The organism is Arthrobacter sp. TE12231, from assembly GCF_054062895.1.
Genome location: NZ_JBSSFS010000001.1, coordinates 2,520,416 through 2,537,299 on the forward strand (window position 1 = coordinate 2,520,416; position 16,884 = coordinate 2,537,299).

A 16,884-nucleotide genomic window follows, 5' to 3' on the forward strand; every position below is an offset into this window, starting at 1 on the left:
TATTGTCTCACGGTTTTCTCCGGAGGTGCCTTTCGGGGCGGCGGGTCCACAATATTGCGGCGACTCCTCACGCCGCGTCCGGCGCAAACTTCTGCCATGCTGCCTCCCGTCTGGCTGCCCAGCCGCAAAGGGTGCCGCGCCGGCCAAGTTCTGCCAGCAGTTCCGCCAATCTGTATCCCGGATAGTCCTGCAGTGCCTGCCGATACAGGGCGTCGGCGTAGGAACCCCGTCCGCGGCACCATTCAATCCAGCCCCTTGCCGTCACGGCGGCTGCGGTCGACTCACCGCCGCCGAGACTTCCCAGCAGTTGCAGGACCCGCTCAAGCCCGACCATCAGGGCCCAGTCCGGGACCGACGGGGCCAGCCCGAGCAGGACCTCCCCGTAGCCGGGAAGCGTGTCGGCGCCCGGGCCGGCATCCGGGACTGGGCCAGCGTCGGCGCCACCGGCCGGCTGGCCGTCGGAAGGCGTCGGTCCTGGAATGGGACTGGGCGTTGGTCCTGGCCCTGGAGAAGAGTTGGTTCCGGGCCGGAAGGCTGATCCGGCTTCCGGGTCGAACATGCCGAAGTCTTCAGCGCCGCGTTCGGCCGCCGGCCGGCCGGCCGCCGCCATCACGAGCACTGCGTCCCGCCATGACGGGATGCAAAGGCTGGCCCGTAGGTAGCCGGTCAGTTCCGGTGTCAGGTCGGGCGACTGCGCGGCCGCCTGCATCACCATCGTCCAGACATCAAGCACCTGGGCGAATTGGGCCCGGTCCCGCCGTCGCGAGGAGAATTGCGCAGCCCAGCCGAACTCGGCCGTACGGACCGCAGGGTCCACGGGCCGCGGCGCCGGCTTGGTGTCCTGCGCTCCGGGGGCCTCGCCTACACTGCTGCCGCGGAAAACCATCTCGGCATTGAGTTTGCTGTTCGTGATCTGCTCGATCGGCCGGCCGGGCGGCACACAGCAGTCCGGATCGCTGCAGTAGGCGTTGCGCCAGAACTCCGCGCCAATTACCCACGCGTCCCTCACGGGCATTCCGGCCGCCTCCAGGGCAAGTTCGAGTTCTTTGAGCAGGACCGCCAACCCAAGGCGGCCGTCGTCGCTGTTGGTATCCGTATCAGTGAAGAAGGCCAGCAGCGAACCATCGGCGGCGTCGTCCGCCTGCAAGTAGGACACGACATTTCGCGCAAAGCCGGCCAGCGCGTCGCTCCGGCCTGAGCCGGAACGCCGTCTGGACCCGGCGCCAGCGCGTCCCGGGGCCGCGGTATTGCCCCCTCCTCCGCCGCTGCGGCCGCCGACGACGCCACCGCCGAGCGTGGGGAGGTCGACCCGCAAGGTGGCTCCGAGCCGTTTGCCTTCCATGGTCATGGCCACGAGGCTGTTCTCGGGCCAGTAGCCCAGGGAGTGAGGGATGAAGCCAAGGATGTCTTCAGGGCCGGAAATTCTCAAATGATCGGGAGCTGTCATAAGCCAAGCTTCGCGACGGCCGGATCGCTGCGGGAGTCCCGTTCTGCGCTATGTGGATAACTTCAGGGCGTTGCGCCGGGCAGCCAACACACCAAACCGCTACTCAGGGCGTGCGGCGGCGCTCCGCGACGAGCTTGCGCTGCTTGGCGAGGGATTTCAGCAGCGGCGGAACCGTGACCCCTCGGGCCGCCATCTGGCGCCGGACCTTCCGCCGGGTAACGATGGTGGCGCAGGCTCCCCCGGCCAGCAGGAGGAACTGGACGCTGAGGGCGACGCGGAAGGGATCCAGGCCGTAGAGCTCGCCCCGGGAGAAACCGCTGGCGTAAAGGACGTCGAGGACCAGCCCAATGAGGTAGATGGACACCAGGGCGGCGATGAAGCCGCCCACGTTGACAATTCCGGTGGCGGTCCCGAGCCGGTGCGCCGGGTTGAAGGTCCGGGCGAAGTCGAAGCCGATCATCGAACCGGGCCCGCCGACGGCCAGCGTCACCACAAGGACAGCCAGGAGCCAGAGCGGAGATCGTCCCGGCAGCAGCAGGACGGCCGCCCATGCCGCAGCGGTGCAGCCGGAAATCAGGAGCACCATCGTGGAACGGCGCAGCGGATGTCGGGCAACGAACCTGCCCATGAGGGGGCCGGCGGCAATGGCGGCGGCCACGTAGAGGGACATGAGGCCGGAGACGGTTCCCCGGTCCAGCCCCTGGGCGGAAATCAGGAAGGGGTAGCCCCAGGTCATGGCAAACACCGTGCCGCTGAACTGGACGGTGAAGTGGCTCCACAGCCCCAGCCGGGTCCCGGGCTGCCGCCAGGCGTGCCCCAGCGAAATTCCGGTGGCGCGCAGGCCCTGGGACGGCGGCGGGGCCGGGTGCCCGGGCGGGAGGTCCTGAAGCAACAGCAGGACCAGCACGACGGCGATGCCGGACATCCCGGCGAGCGTCAGGAAGGCAGGCGTCCACCCCGCGGAGTGCAGGATCATGGCGAACGGCACCACGCTGAACAGCTGGCCCAGCTGTCCGGACATGCCCGTCAGCTGCGTCAGTAGCGGCACGCGCCCCGGCGCAAACCAGAGCGGAATAAGCCGGATGACGGAGATGAACGTCATGGCGTCGCCGGCACCCACCAGGACACGTCCCAGAACACCGCCGGGGATGTTGTCGGCAAACGCGAGCTGCAGCTGGCCGAGCCCCATCAGGATGCCGCCGCCTGCCAGCATGGCGCGGGAGCCGTACCGATCCACGAGGATGCCCACCGGAATCTGCAGCGCGGCGTAGACCAGGAGCTGCAGCACAGTGAAGAAGGAAATTTCGGCCGCGCTGGCATGGAAGCGTTCCGTGGCCTCCAGGCCGACCACCCCGAACGAGGTGCGCTGGCTGACCGCCACGAGATACGCAAAGATCCCGATGATCCAAATCAGCCAGGCGCGGGGGGAGGTCACTCCCCTATTATGCCCGGCTTGTTGATAAATAGTATTTATTCGCCGGGTTCTTTACGGGCCAAGTACGCCTCGACGGCGGCCCCCAGGGCATCGGCGTTGGGGATTTGGTCGTTCTCGTCGGCCAGCAGCGACCGCCGGACAGTCCCCTCGGCCTTTTCGTCATACCGGGACTCCAGCCGGGAGACCACCTGCTGGACCTCTTCGGACGCCTCAATCTGCTCGGCGATCTGCCGGCCCACCTCACGTCCGGCCTCGCGCAGACGGTCCGTCGGCAGCATGAGGGAGGTGGCCGCGCCCAGGTACTCGAGTCCGGCAACGGCGGCCGTGGGGTATTCGGCTTCGGCCAGGTAATGCGGCACATGGATGACATAGCCGGCGATGTTCCGGCCGGCCTCCGTCAGACGCAGCTCCAGGATGTGGCCCACGGCGGCAGGAACCTCCACGGTGGGCTTCCACACGGAGATTCCCTCGATCAGTTCCGGCCGGTTGCCGTGCACGGTCACACCGACCGGCCGGGTGTGGGGCACGGGCATCGGGATCGAATGGATCCAGGCGACGAGGTTGACGTCGAGTTCCTCGACGATGCCGACGACGGCGCGTGCGAAGCGCTCCCATTGCAGGTCCGGCTCGAACCCGGCAAGGAACAGGAAGGGGCTGCCCAGCCCGTCGACCAGGCGGTAGAGCGCCAGGCTCGGGGCCTGGTAATCCTGCAGGTGGTCCTCGACGAAGCTAACTTGCGGACGCCGGGACCGGTAGTCGATCAGCTGGTCGGCGTCGAACTGGGCGATCATCTCGGAATCGAGCGTGTCCAACAGCTCGGCGGTGATCTGCCGGACCACGTGGCCGGCGTCAGCGAAGCCGGTGAACCCCATGACGAGGTTGAGTCCGTGCAGTTCGGGGCTGGAGAACAGCGCGTCATCACGGATATAGAGCGACTGGGGGTCCAGCAGAGAGCCGGAAATCCGTTCAATCACGGCGTGTTCCTTTCACGATGGCGGCGGCAGGAGTTGCGGGTCGCGGTCCGTCGTCCGGACAGCCACGCAGGTTCCGGACGATCAGGCAGAGCCCGCGGAATCATGCAGAACCCGACGGCCAGTCCACAGGGCACTCACCGCACGGCAGCGCCGCTAACAGTACAACGCCCCGGCGTCCGGGCTAATTCCTGCCCCGGGTGTGCTCCAGCTCTCATTCGATTGAAAGTCCGGACTCGGGAGAGACTACGATCGGAACTGGCCCTAGGGCTTGCTTGCAGACACCGGGTTGCGTCCCAGAACGACGGCGGCCCGGGATCCGCGGCAGGGCGCCGAACATGCAGTTCCTGCCGAATATCACCGAGAAACATCACAGAGAATTGAGGACTGTCCTCGTGGTCAAGAATAGTGAAGTCAAACTTAGTGCAGTCGCAGGGGACCTAAAGAAGTCCCCCAGCGATGCCCTCGTCATCGGCGTCGGGCAGGGTCCGGACGGCCCGGTATTGCTCGACAATCCGCTGACGGCCAAGGCCGCTGAGGCCCTGGCGGAATCACTGAGCGTTCTTGGCATCACCGGCGCGGCCGACCAGGCCCACCGCCTGCCCGGCCTGCCCGAGGCGGGGGCCACCATTCTGCTGCTCGCCGGCGTCGGCAAGCTGCCCGCGAACAAGGGTTCAGCGAAGCAGCCGCTCAGCGAGGAGGCGCTGCGCCGCGCCGCCGGCTCGGCGGTCCGCCAGCTGGCCGGCGTCACCACCGTCACCCTGGCACTTCCGACGACGACCCTCGCCGAGGTCGCCGCCGTCGCCGAGGGCGCGGCAATGGGCGCCTACTCCTACACGGAGTTCCGGTCCTCCCAGAACGGGCTCAAGGACCCGGTGAAGAACGTCGCCATCCTGACCGACTTCGCCGCGGACAAGGCACTGCAGCCGGTCCTGGACCGGGCGTCCCTGATCGGCACGGCCGTGAACGCGACCCGCACCCTGGTCAACCAGCCGCCGAGCCACCTCTACCCCGAGTCCTTCGCCGACGCCGCCAAGGAGCTGTCCAAGGGCTTGCCCGTCAAGGTGACCGTCTGGGACGAGAAGCGCCTCGAGAAGGAGGGCTTCGGCGGCATCCTCGGTGTCGGCAAGGGCTCCACCCGCCAGCCGCGCCTCGTGAAGGTGGAGTACGCCCCGGCCAAGGCCACGGCCAAGATCGCCCTCGTGGGCAAGGGCATCACCTTTGACACCGGGGGCATTTCCATCAAGCCTGCCCTCGGCATGGGTGACATGAAGAGCGACATGGCCGGGGCCGCCGTCGTCCTTAACACCGTGCTGGCCATCGCAGGCCTCGGCCTGCCGGTCAAGGCGACCGCCTGGCTGTGCATTGCGGAAAACATGCCCTCCGGCGCTGCCCAGCGTCCCGCCGACGTCCTCACGATGTTCGGCGGCAAGACCGTCGAGGTCCTGAACACCGACGCCGAGGGCCGCCTGGTCATGGCCGACGGCATCGTTGCAGCGAGCCAGGAGTTCCCGGACGCGATCATTGACGTCGCCACCCTTACCGGCGCGCAGCTGATCGCCCTGGGAGACCGCACCGCCGGCGTCATGGGCTCCGGCTCCGTCACCGGCGCCATCAAGGCCGCCGCGGACCGTGCGGGCGAGCTCGTCTGGCCCATGCCGCTGCCCGAAGAACTGCGCCCCAGCCTCGACTCGCAGGTCGCGGACATCGCCAACATCGGCGAACGCCACGGCGGCATGATGACCGCTGCCGTGTTCCTGCGCGAATTCGTCGGCAAGGGCAAGGACGGCGAACAGATCCCCTGGGCCCACATCGACATCGCCGGACCGTCGTTCAATAACGGCAGCCCCTACGGTTACAACCACAAGCAGGGCACCGGCTGCACCGTCCGCACTCTGGTGGCGTACGTCGAAGACCTGCTGAAGGCTTCCGCCTAACAGCACCGTCCAACAGCACCGCCTGACACCACGGCGGTCCGCACCCACGCCGCTCTGTGGCCGGGGCCCTGATGCCTCGGCCACAAAGCCGCGTGACACTGGACACAAGCGCTCCACAAACACCGCGACAAGGTGGAGCATGTATAAGTGGTTCGCTAAGGTGAACGACGATAGACCCCAAGAAGTAGTCACAAATGAAAGGGAACGGGCCTGCTGGCATAATCACGGCAGGCAAGTTTCAAGACCAGATGATGCGTACTCTCGCGTCATCGTTCACGCGAGGGAGCGTTTTAGTGGCCGATCAGGCAACTGCGCAAGAATTCGACATCCTGGTACTCGGCGGCGGCAGCGGCGGCTACGCCACCGCTCTGCGTGCCGTCCAGCTTGGCCTCACCGTCGGCCTCATCGAAAAGGCCAAACTCGGCGGCACCTGCCTGCACAACGGCTGCATCCCGACCAAGGCGCTCCTGCACTCCGCGGAGCTGGCAGACCACGCCCGTGACTCCTCAAAGTACGGCGTGAACGTGACCCTCGACAGCATCGACATCACGGCCGTCAACGCCTACAAGGACGGCATCATTGCCGGCAAGTTCAAGGGCCTGCAGGGACTGATCAAGTCCAAGAAGGGCATCACCGTCATCGAGGGTGAGGGCAAGCTCCAGGGCGCCGACACCATCGTCGTGAACGGCACCGCCTACAAGGGCAAGAACATCGTCCTCGCCACCGGCTCCTACTCCCGCACCCTGCCGGGCCTGGAAATCGGCGGCAAGGTCATCACGTCCGACGAAGCCCTCACCATGGATTACATCCCCCAGAGCGCGATCATCCTGGGCGGCGGCGTGATCGGCGTCGAGTTCGCTTCCGTCTGGAAGTCCTTCGGCGTCGACGTCACCATCGTCGAAGGCCTGCCCTCCCTCGTCCCGAACGAGGACGCCGCCATCGTCAAGAACTTTGAGCGCGCCTTCAAGAAGCGCGGCATCAAGTTCTCCACCGGCGTGTTCTTCCAGGGCGTGGAGCAGAACGCCGAGGGCGTCAAGGTCACCCTCGTCGACGGCAAGACCTTCGAGGCCGATCTCCTGCTCGTGGCCGTGGGCCGCGGCCCCGTCACGGCCAACCTCGGCTACGAAGAGGCCGGCGTCACCATCGACCGCGGCTTCGTCATCACCAACGAGCGCCTGCACACCGGTGTTGGCAACATCTACGCCGTCGGCGACATCGTCCCGGGCGTCCAGTTGGCCCACCGCGGCTACCAGCAGGGCATCTTCGTCGCCGAAGAAATCGCCGGCCTGAAGCCGGTGGTCGTCGAAGACGTCAACATCCCCAAAGTCACCTACGCCGAGCCCGAAATCGCGACGGTCGGCTACACCGAGGCAGCCGCCAAGGCCAAGTTCGGTGACGACCAGGTCGAAACCCAGGAATACAACCTCGCCGGCAACGGCAAGAGCTCCATCCTGGGCACTAGCGGCATCGTGAAGCTGGTCCGCCAGAAGGACGGCCCCGTCGTCGGCGTCCACATGATCGGCTCCCGCATGGGCGAGCAGATCGGCGAGGCCCAGCTGATCGTGAACTGGGAAGCCTACCCCGAGGACGTGGCCCAGCTGGTCCACGCCCACCCGACCCAGAACGAATCCCTGGGCGAGGCGCACCTGGCGCTGGCGGGCAAACCCCTCCACGGCTAGGCATCTCCGCCCGCACCATCGCAAGAACTCCGTGCTTAGTGCGCCCGGCCCAAAATGCCGGGTGCACTAAGCTCGAACAAGGCAGCAATCATCCGCACTAAAGATCAATAAGGAGAACGGGGACGACATGTCTGAATCCGTTAACTTGCCCGCCCTCGGTGAGAGCGTCACCGAAGGAACCGTCACCCGCTGGCTCAAGCAGGTCGGTGACCGGGTAGAGGTGGACGAGCCGCTGCTCGAGGTTTCCACCGACAAAGTAGACACCGAAATCCCCTCTCCGATTGCCGGCGTGATTGAGGAAATCCTCGTCGCCGAAGACGAGACCGCAGAAGTCGGCGCCCCGCTGGTCCGCATCGGCTCCGGCGACGCCGCCCCGGCCGCCGCAGAAGCTCCGGCCGCAGCCCCCGCCGAAGAGGCCCCCGCAGCATCCCCGTCGGCCGCGGAAGCTCCGGCCCCCGAGGCCGAGGCGCCTGCCGCTGCCGCCGCTGCCCCGGTTTCTGCTCCCGCCGGTGAAGGACACGACGTCACGCTTCCGGCCCTGGGCGAGAGCGTCACCGAAGGCACCGTCACCCGCTGGCTGAAGAGCGTCGGCGACACCGTGGAGGTCGACGAGCCGCTACTCGAGGTTTCCACCGACAAGGTTGACACCGAAATCCCGTCCCCCGTCGCCGGAACCCTCCTGGAAATCCGCGTCAACGAGGACGAAACCGCCGAGGTCGGCTCCGTCCTGGCCGTCATCGGTTCCGGCGCAGCAGCCCCCGCCGCACCGGCTCCCGCAGCCGCCCCGGCTCCGGCAGCCGCTCCCGCAGCCGCCCCGGCTCCGGCAGCAGCCCCGGCTCCGGCAGCCACTCCCGCAGCAGCTCCGGCTCCCGCAGCCGCTCCCGCACCGGCCGCGGCGCCCGCCGCTGCAGCTCCCGCCGCTCCGGCTAAGGCAGAAGCTGCCGCGCCGGCAGAGTCCGGCTATGTCACTCCCCTCGTCCGCAAGCTGGCCAACCAGCAAGGCGTCGACATCGCGTCCCTGACCGGCACCGGCGTCGGCGGCCGCATCCGCAAGCAGGATGTGCTGGCCGCCGCCGAGGCGAAGGCCGCACCGGCAGCCCCCGCTGCAGCGGGAGCTGCTGCCGCAGCCCCGTCTGCCGCTCCGGCCGCCGCAGTGTCCTCCCTGCGCGGCACCGTGCAGAAGGCCCCGCGCATCCGCCAGGTCATCGCCCGCCGCATGCGCGAGTCCCTGGACATCTCGACCCAGCTGACGCAGGTCCACGAGGTTGACATGACCAAGGTAGCCAAGCTGCGCGCCAAGGCCAAGAACTCCTTCCAGGCCCAGAACGGCTCCAAGCTGACCTTCCTGCCCTTCATCGCCAAGGCTGTCGCCGAGGCCCTGAAGCAGCACCCGAAGATCAACGCCTCCTACGACGAGGACAAGCAGGAGATCACCTACCACAACGCCGAACACCTGGCGATTGCGGTGGACACCGACAAGGGCCTGCTGGTGCCGGTTATCGCCGACGCCGGCAACCTGAACCTCGCCGGCCTGGCCGGCAAGATCGCCGACGTCGCGGACCGCACCCGCAACGGCAAGATCGGCCCGGACGAGCTCTCCGGCGGAACCTTCAGCATCACCAACATCGGTTCCGTGGGCGCTCTCTTCGACACCCCGATCATCAACCAGCCGCAGGTCGCCATCCTGGGCACCGGCGCGATCGTCAAGCGCGCCGTGGTGGTCTCGGACGAGAACGGCGATGACTCGCTGGCCATCCGCTCCATGATGTACCTCTCCCTGACGTACGACCACCGCCTGGTGGACGGCGCGGATGCAGGACGCTTCCTGCAGACGCTGAAGGCACGCCTCGAAGAAGGCGCGTTCGAAGCGGACCTGGGCCTCTGACGAGCAACAGCCCGCCTGAAACACGGTGAACCGGGGGCACCTTCCATGACGGAAGGTGCCCTCCGTCGTTTGCCGACAGATTGTCGCTAAGCTGGTGCCATGGACATTATTAAATACATTCTGATCTTCCTGCACGTCTTGGGCGCCGCCGCGATCGTCGGCGGCTGGTTCGCCACCTTCAAGAAGCCCACCGTCCTGCCGGTTCAGCTGTACGGCGCTATTGCCCAGCTGGTCACGGGGCTGGCGCTCGTAGGGATCCTGGGGGCCACCCACGAACCGGTCAACTACTTCAAGATCACCGTCAAATTGGTGATCGCCATCGTTGTGCTGGTGGCCGCCATCATCGGGTACCGGAAGGCTGCTTCCGGGGCTGAGGTCCCCAAGGGTCTGGCGCACGCCGTCGGCGGCATGGCGCTGATCAACATTGCCGTCGCCACGCTCTGGAACTAGCAGTCCCCAACGTCAACGACGGCGACGGCGCCGCACCCCTAGACAGGGGTGCGGCGCCGCCGTCGTTAAGCAGTACCCGCCAGACCCGGTCATAATCCACTGACAGCGGAACCCCCGTGCGCAGGCGGCCCCGAATCCCTAGGATGGACACGGATGATCCGGCGGCTGGCCGGATCTGTGGGATGACAACGATCTTGAGGAGTGGACATGGCAGCAACACGCACCGCGCACACTGTATGGAATGGCGACCTGATGACGGGCGCCGGCAACACGACGCTGGACAGCTCCGGACTGGGTAACTTCGATGTCAGCTGGAAGGCGCGCGCCGAGGCATCCGAGGGCAAGACCAGCCCCGAAGAGCTCATCGCGGCGGCCCACTCGGCCTGCTTCTCCATGGCGTTCAGCCTCGCTGTCGCCCAGGCCGGCCACACGCCCGAGCAAGTCAACACCAAGGCGGATGTCACCTTCGTGCCCGGCACCGGCATCACGGACAGCCACCTGACCGTGAGCGCGCGGATCCCGGGGATCACGGAGGACGAATTCCAGCGCATTGCTGAGGAAGCCAAGGTGGGCTGCCCCGTCTCGGCCGCCCTCACCGGCATCAAGATCACCCTGGATGCGACCCTGGCCTCCTAGTTCTTCACGCAGCAAAGCGAAGGCCCCCGCCACCCTGGATTTTCCAGGGCAGCGGGGGCCTTTGGCGTTTAGCCGCGGTGGACTAGCTGCCCTGCCGGCGTGCAGGCAACGGGGCGGGCCGGACACGGCGGTAGCCCTCGCGCAGCGGGGGACGGTCCGTGGGCAGTTCCTGGATCATTTCCTTCAACGCCCCGATGCCGTATTCCAGCTGCGGGTCAGTGCCGGCGGCGTAGGCGTGCGGCGGGAAGGTCACTTCGATGTCCGGGGTGACGCCGAAGTTCTCCACGCCCCAGCCGACGCCGCCGGCGAACCAGGTGGCGTAGCGCGGCTGGGTCACGCCCGTGCCGTCGGCCAGCGCGAAGCGGTTGTCGATTCCGACGACGCCGCCCCACGTGCGGGTGCCAATGACGGGTCCGATCCCCCGCAGCTTGGAGACCTGGGTGATGATGTCGCCGTCGGACCCGGCGAACTCGTCCGTCAGGATGATGACCGGTCCGCGCGGTGCGTGGTGCGGGTAGGTCCGCGGTTTTTCCCCGCGCGGCATGCTCCAGCCGGTGACCTTGCGTCCGATGAGTTCGGCCACGAGCTGGGAGGTGTGGCCGCCGCGGTTGCGGCGGACATCGACGATCAGCCCGTCGAGGGCGGTTTCGGTGTCGAGGTCGCGATGCAGCTGGGCCCAGCCATTGGCCATCATGTCCGGGATGTGGAGGTAGCCGAACGTTCCGTTGGAGGCTTCGCGGACGGTCCGCCGGTTGCCGGCGACCCATTCCTGGTACCGCAGGCGTTCCTCGTCCTTGACCGGGACCACGGCCACGCGGCGCTGACCGCCCGCGGCTTCGCCGTGGCCGGCACCGTTGCGCAGGGTGAGTTCGACGGCGCGGCCGGCCGCGCCGACGAGCTGCATGGCCGGGGTCAGCGATTCGGTAAGTACGACGCCGTCGATCGCCAGCAGGACGTCGCCGGGCTTGACGTCGGCGCCGGGCCGGGTCAGCGGAGAAGTAGCGAGCGGATCCGAGGACTCCCCCGCCAGGATGCGGGTGATTTCCCAGCCCTCGCCGGTGAACTCAAGGTCCGCACCGAGCCGGCCCTGGGGGCTACTGCCGTTCTCGGCGACAGCCATCGGGCGGACATAGGCGTGGGACGTGCCCAGTTCGCCGTGCAGCTCCCACAACAGATCCACGAGGTCATCGTGCGAGCCGAGACGCTCCACCACGGGACGGTAGCGGGCGTGGATGGATTCCCAATCCTGGCCGGCCATGTCTTCGGTCCAGAAGAAGTCGCGCTGGAGCCGCCATGCCTCGTCGAAGGCCTGGCCCCACACGCTGAGCGGGTCCATCTGCACGCGGATGCGCCCGAGGTCCACCTTGACGAGCTGGCCGGATTCCTCGTCGGCCTTGGCGCCCGCGGGAGTGACCCGGATCTGTTTGTCCTGGATGAACACGATCTTTTCCCCGTCGCCGGAGATCCGGTAGCTGTCCAGTGCCTCCACGATGGTGGAGGTGCGTCGCTTGGCGAGGTCGTAGCGGACCAGGCTGGGTGCGGCGCCCTTGTCCTCAAGGCTGGCCCGGCCTTCGCCCGTGGTGCCGGAGAGTTCATTGTCCAGCCAGAGCAGGGCGCCGGAAGCGGCGGTCAGTGTGGAGTAGTTGCCTTGCGGCACGGGGACACCGATGACGCGGTGGGCCAGGCCTTCGGCGTCGACCCGCACGGCCGACACCTGTTTCGCTGCGGGCGACGCCGCGGGTCCGGCACCGGTCACCGCGCCACCGTCCGCGTCTGCGTCCGTGTCTGCATCAATCTGCAGGTCGACGCTCGGGCCGAACGGGGACGGGGTGTCCGCGGCGAGGGCCACAAGGTAGGGCTTGATCGGGCTCGGGAAGGACAGATCGAAGGAGTGTCCGTCGTAGACCGGATCGAAGCTGCGGTTGGAAAGGAAGGCGAGGTATTTGCCGTCCGGGGTGAACGACGGCGATTCGTCGCGGAACCTGCCGTCGGTGACGTCAATGATCGCAGTCTGCGTGCCGCCGTCGGTCCTGGCGATCCGGAGCCGGCTGCGGGAACCGAAGGACGTGACCGGCTCGGACCAGCCGAGCCAGGCGGAGTCCGGGGACCAGGTGAATCCTTCGATGCTGCCCTCCCCGATGCTGCTGAGCAGGGACATGGTGCGCGTGCGCGTATCGGCAAGGTAGATGTCACCGAAGGCGGTGCCTACGGCGAGCCAGCGCCCGTCGGGGCTGGCTTCGATGGCGCTGGCCCGGCTGGGCTTGGGGAAGTCGATCCGCGTGAGACCGCCGGATGTCGGCGTCTCGGTCCCGGCGGTGCCAGATGTGCCGGTGAAGGATGCGTGAGTCGCGGCGGCCGCGGCGGGGCTGGACACAGAGCCGCCTGCCACCGCTGGCGTGGTTCCCGTGCCCGTCAGCGCGGCCGCGGACACCGGCTTCGGCAGCGGGATGCCGGACCCGGATTCTTCAGACTGGACTGACTGAAGAGGCTGCGGCGCCTTCGGGGCCGCAGCGAGTCCGCCGGGCAGGGGGGCCGCAATGGACTTGAGGTACAAGGCCTCGACGCCGTCGTGGTCGGCGACATAGGCGATCCGGCCCTCGCCGAAGGGCCGGGGAAGCCGTGCCCGGACGCCCGGGGTGGCCTCAAGGACGCGGGAGGGGCCGTCCTTGTGCCGCAGCCAGTGGAGGGTTCCGTGGGATTCGACGGCGCTGGAGGCGCCGGTGCGGTCCGGAATGACGTCGCCGAGGTGCCGTGAGGGCTTCAGCGGGGCGGGACGGCGGGCTTGCGAGGCGGAGCCCAGCGAAATGTCGAGTTTGACCGCCTCCGCGTCCAGGCTCGGCAGCAGCCAGAGTTCCCCGGCAGATTCGAAAATGACGCGTTCGCCGTCGGTGGAGGCGTGGCGCACGTAGAAGTCCTCGTGGTCCGTATGGCGCCGCAGGTCACTGCCGTTGGGCAGTACTGAATAGAGGTTTCCGTAGCCCTCGTGGTCGGACAGGAAGACGATCCGGCCCTTGACCCACAGGGGGTCTGTGAGATTGCCGTCCAGCCCGGCGGCGAGCCGCTCGAATTCGCCGTTTCCGTCGGCGTCGATCCACAGCTTGCCCGCGGCGCCGCCACGGTAGCGCTTCCACCATGCCGGCTCACGCGACAACACGCTGGCGAGCACCACGGGACGTTCGTCGCCGACGACGGGGCCGAAAGCCACCGATTCCACCGGGCCGAACGGAAGTTCATCCGCCCAGCCGCCTGCGACGGGGAGGCTGTAGGCATGGGTGTGGCGGCTGTCGGACTGGCGGAACGCGCTGGTGACCAGGACGTCGCCGTCGGGCGTGAAGCCCTTGACCCGGGTGGAGCTGTGGCCGAAGTAACTCAGCTGGCGGTAGCCGCCGCCGTCGACGTCGGCAATGACGACTTCCGGGGCAGTCCCCTGGACGACAGTCCACACCAGACGCTTGCCGTCGGGGCTGAAACGGGGGTTGCGGGCCGGCAATTGCAGGGAGGAGACGCGCCAGGCACGGCCCCCGCCCACGGGTGCAATCCAGACGTCGTCCTCGGCCACGAAGGTGACCAGATCGCCGTGGAGATGCGGGAAACGGAAGTAACTCGAGGGGGTCATCGTTCGATCATAGCTACAACGGCCCGTACGGCCCGGAAGGTTTCGCCGCCGTGCCGGGCGTGGTGAGATGGATCATGCGAATCCTTGTTGCCGGAGCCTCCGGGCTGATCGGAACCGCCCTTTCCAACGCACTGCGCAGCGAAGGGCACGACGTCGTCGCCCTGGTCAGGCGTCCCCCCGCCTCGCCGGCCGAGTTCCGATGGGATCCGGCCGCCGGCCGGATCGATGACACCGCGTTGAAGGGCGCGGACGCGGTGGTCAACCTCTCCGGCGCCGGTATAGGCGACCGGCCCTGGACGCGGGCACGGATTGAGGAGCTTCGCAGCTCCCGGTTGGGCGCGACGCAAACTTTGACGACGGCGATGGCCCGGCAGGACATGCCTCCGGCAGTCTTCCTCAGCCAGTCGGCATCCGGCTACTACGGCAACGCAGGGTCCGTGGTGCTGCGCGAGACCGCGCCTGCCGGCACGGGCACGCTCGCGCGGATCTGCGTCGACTGGGAGGCCGCGGCACATGAGGCTCCCCCGGGCATCCGCGTGGTCACGCCCCGAACCGGCGTCGTCCTCAGCCGCTCCGGGGGCGCGCTGGGCCGGCTCATGCCGCTGCTGCGCCTCGGCGTCGGTGGCCCGCTCGGCAACGGCAGGCAGTACTGGCCGTGGGTGACCTTGCCGGACGTGGCGGGCGCCCTGTCCTTCCTGCTCAGATCCCCGGTGTCCGGGCCGGTGAACGTCAGCGCCCCCGAAACCGCCGATGTGAACTCCCTGATCTCGCAACTGGCGGAGGCGCTGCACCGCCCTGCGGTGCTGCGGGTTCCCGCGCCGGTGCTGCGGCTGGTGATGGGCCAGCTGGCCGAGGAATTGCTGCTGGCGAGCCAGCGGCTGGAACCGGCTGTCCTGGCCGGGAACGGCTTCGAATGGCAGCACCCCTCACTCGCCAAGGCCACGGCGTGGGTGGCCGGCCGGGACTGACCTCAACCCTGCTGGCCGGACACGGCTCATCGGACGGAGCTAACCGGAGGCAGCAGGCCTCCTCCGGTTAGCCGGCGTCAGGATCCCCGGGGAGGATCTCGGTAATCCGCCAGCGTCCGTCGACCGGCACGAGGACAAGCTCAAGCTGTTGTGCGGCGGCCGGGGGAACCTGTCCCACCACGTTCCCGCCGCCGTCAAGCTCCTTGTACCCGGAGGACTCCGTCGTGATTGCCACCACGGCCCGGTCGGGGCTGCTGTCCGCGGCGGTTTCGACCCTGGTCAAGGCGGTCGAGAATCCGGCCAGGACATGGCCGGCCCCGCTGAGCTGGGTCCTGATCCGTGCATCGGCAGCGGCGGCGGCCGACGCCGGGGCGTTGACGGCGTCGAGCAGGCCGAAATCCCCGGACGTGAACGCGAGCGAGCGGAGCCGGGCGAGACCGCGGACGGCCTCCGCGGGGTCCGCCGAGGCCAGCAGCGCCTCCAGATCCGGGCGTACAGCGCTTTCCCCGCCGCCGGCCGTCGGTGTCTCGTCTGCCGGGCCGGGCGACGGCTCAGCCGCCGTCCCTGCAGCGCCGGTGGGTTCCGCCGGCACCGGCGAGCCGGGGCCCGCACCGTCGTCGGCCCCGAGCGCGGAAAATAGTCCGGCGACGGCGTCGCGTGCCGGCGCACCGCCGGCCAGCAGCCACGTGCCGGCCAGCAGAACGAGAGCCACGAGACTGAGGGAAACCGCCCGTCGTGCGGGGGTCCTTCGGAAGCCTCGGTGGGCTCCGGCCGCCCCGGTGGCGCCCGGGCGCCGCCACGGACCGGGCGTTCCAGAGCGGGACCGCCATGACTGTTCCGGTGCTGAACCGGGCTGCTTCCTGCGCAGGAAGCCCCCGGCGGGTGCCAACCCGCGCCCGTGCCGCCGGAGCTTCCCCGGCCGGCGCCTGCGCGGCCCGGGCTGCACATCCCGGCGGGTGAGCAATTGTGGGATGACCGTCGGATGGACGGTGACAGAGAGGTCCACGGGCTCTGCCGTGCTGCTGCGGTAGACCGCGGCGGCCAGGTCTGCGGCCGAGGGACGCTGCCTCCGGTCCTCGTTCAGTCCGGCCTCGAGGGCTGCCACCAACGCGGCCGGAACCTCAGGGACGAGGAGGCGGAGGGGCGGCCGCTGCGCACCGGGCTCTGGAGCCCGTCCGGTTAGGCAGTACCAGCCCAGGGCCGCGAGCGAGTAAACGTCCCGTTCCGGCTGAAGGCCGGCCCGCACCGCGTCCGCCGGGGCCGGATCACGGAATCCATCGGTGCCGACTTCCACGGTCAAGGTGGCGTCGGCCACCATTCGTGCGACCCCCAGATCGGCGAGCAGGGGTTTGCCGGAGGCGGTGAACAGCACGTTGCCGGGGGCCACATCGCCATGGGTGAACCCTTGGCCGTGAAGGTACGCCAGGGCCTGAGCGATCGGCGTCAGGACTGTCACCGTCTCGCCGGACCCCAGGCGTCCCCGGCCCGCGACGAGCGCCGCCAGCGAGCCGCCGGGAGCGTAGTCGAGCGCCAGCCCGAGGCCGCCCTCGCCCGCCTCATGGGGCCGCCGTAGGCGAACCACTGCGTGGGCGCGGACCAGGTGGTCATGCTCCAGTGCGGACAGGATACGGACTTCACGCCGGATCGCCGCTTCCGTCTCCGCGTCCTCCGCCGCGGTGCCGGCGCCGGTGTCAAAGCATTTGAGGGCGAAGTCGCGGCGGGTGGACTGTTCGGTCACGAGCCAGACCGTGGCGCTGCCGCCGACGCCCAGGCAACGGCCGACGTCGTAGCCTCTCACTATGGGGGCCGGACTTCCGGCCATTGCGGAATCTTCCATACCCAAGGAATAGCCGATCCGGC

At 68.4% G+C, this 16,884-nt stretch carries 11 protein-coding genes; 6 read left to right on the forward strand and 5 right to left on the reverse strand.

Going from position 1 to position 16,884, the window contains the following annotated elements:
- Positions 1-67: 67 nt before the first annotated feature.
- The 3 genes from ACVWYS_RS11415 to ACVWYS_RS11425 form a co-directional block, all read right to left on the reverse strand.
- Entirely contained in the window at positions 68-1,447 is a 1,380-nt protein-coding gene (locus tag ACVWYS_RS11415; RefSeq protein ID WP_456509750.1) for a DUF4192 family protein, read from the reverse strand.
- A gap of 103 nt (positions 1,448-1,550) precedes the next feature.
- Complete coding sequence (locus ACVWYS_RS11420) at positions 1,551-2,882, reverse strand: MFS transporter (RefSeq protein WP_456509751.1); 1,332 nt, start codon at positions 2,880-2,882, stop codon at positions 1,551-1,553.
- A 35-nt stretch (positions 2,883-2,917) separates the two neighbouring features.
- Positions 2,918-3,856 carry a proteasome assembly chaperone family protein gene (locus ACVWYS_RS11425; protein WP_116768205.1) on the reverse strand — a complete coding sequence of 313 codons (939 nt, stop codon included), beginning with the start codon at positions 3,854-3,856 and terminating at the stop codon, positions 2,918-2,920.
- Positions 3,857-4,248: 392 nt separating this feature from the next.
- On the opposite strand from ACVWYS_RS11425, the gene ACVWYS_RS11430 reads away from it, so the two are divergent.
- The 5 genes from ACVWYS_RS11430 to ACVWYS_RS11450 all read left to right on the forward strand — a co-directional run bounded on the left by ACVWYS_RS11430 (position 4,249) and on the right by ACVWYS_RS11450 (position 10,440).
- Complete coding sequence (locus ACVWYS_RS11430; RefSeq protein WP_456509752.1) at positions 4,249-5,790, forward strand: leucyl aminopeptidase; 1,542 nt, start codon at positions 4,249-4,251, stop codon at positions 5,788-5,790.
- 293 nt (positions 5,791-6,083) lie between these two features.
- A complete protein-coding gene (gene lpdA, locus ACVWYS_RS11435; RefSeq protein WP_456509753.1) occupies positions 6,084-7,469 on the forward strand; it encodes a dihydrolipoyl dehydrogenase in 1,386 nt (461 codons plus the stop codon).
- Positions 7,470-7,596: 127 nt separating this feature from the next.
- Positions 7,597-9,354 (forward strand): 2-oxoglutarate dehydrogenase, E2 component, dihydrolipoamide succinyltransferase, encoded by a 1,758-nt coding sequence (gene sucB, locus ACVWYS_RS11440; protein ID WP_456509754.1) that lies wholly within the window; start codon positions 7,597-7,599, stop codon positions 9,352-9,354.
- Between the two features lie 99 nt (positions 9,355-9,453).
- A complete protein-coding gene (locus ACVWYS_RS11445; protein ID WP_456509755.1) occupies positions 9,454-9,804 on the forward strand; it encodes a hypothetical protein in 351 nt (116 codons plus the stop codon).
- A 207-nt stretch (positions 9,805-10,011) separates the two neighbouring features.
- Complete coding sequence (locus ACVWYS_RS11450; RefSeq protein ID WP_456509756.1) at positions 10,012-10,440, forward strand: OsmC family protein; 429 nt, start codon at positions 10,012-10,014, stop codon at positions 10,438-10,440.
- An 82-nt stretch (positions 10,441-10,522) separates the two neighbouring features.
- Here ACVWYS_RS11450 and ACVWYS_RS11455 read toward each other — a convergent pair whose 3' ends face one another.
- Entirely contained in the window at positions 10,523-14,056 is a 3,534-nt protein-coding gene (locus tag ACVWYS_RS11455; protein ID WP_456509757.1) for a S41 family peptidase, read from the reverse strand.
- Positions 14,057-14,130: 74 nt separating this feature from the next.
- Between ACVWYS_RS11455 and ACVWYS_RS11460 the strand changes: the two genes are divergently transcribed.
- Positions 14,131-15,024 (forward strand): TIGR01777 family oxidoreductase, encoded by an 894-nt coding sequence (locus tag ACVWYS_RS11460; RefSeq protein WP_456509758.1) that lies wholly within the window; start codon positions 14,131-14,133, stop codon positions 15,022-15,024.
- Positions 15,025-15,091: 67 nt separating this feature from the next.
- Here ACVWYS_RS11460 and ACVWYS_RS11465 read toward each other — a convergent pair whose 3' ends face one another.
- Positions 15,092-16,861, reverse strand: coding sequence for a serine/threonine protein kinase (locus ACVWYS_RS11465; protein ID WP_456509759.1), 1,770 nt, complete (start codon positions 16,859-16,861; stop codon positions 15,092-15,094).
- Between the last annotated feature and the right edge of the window lie 23 nt (positions 16,862-16,884).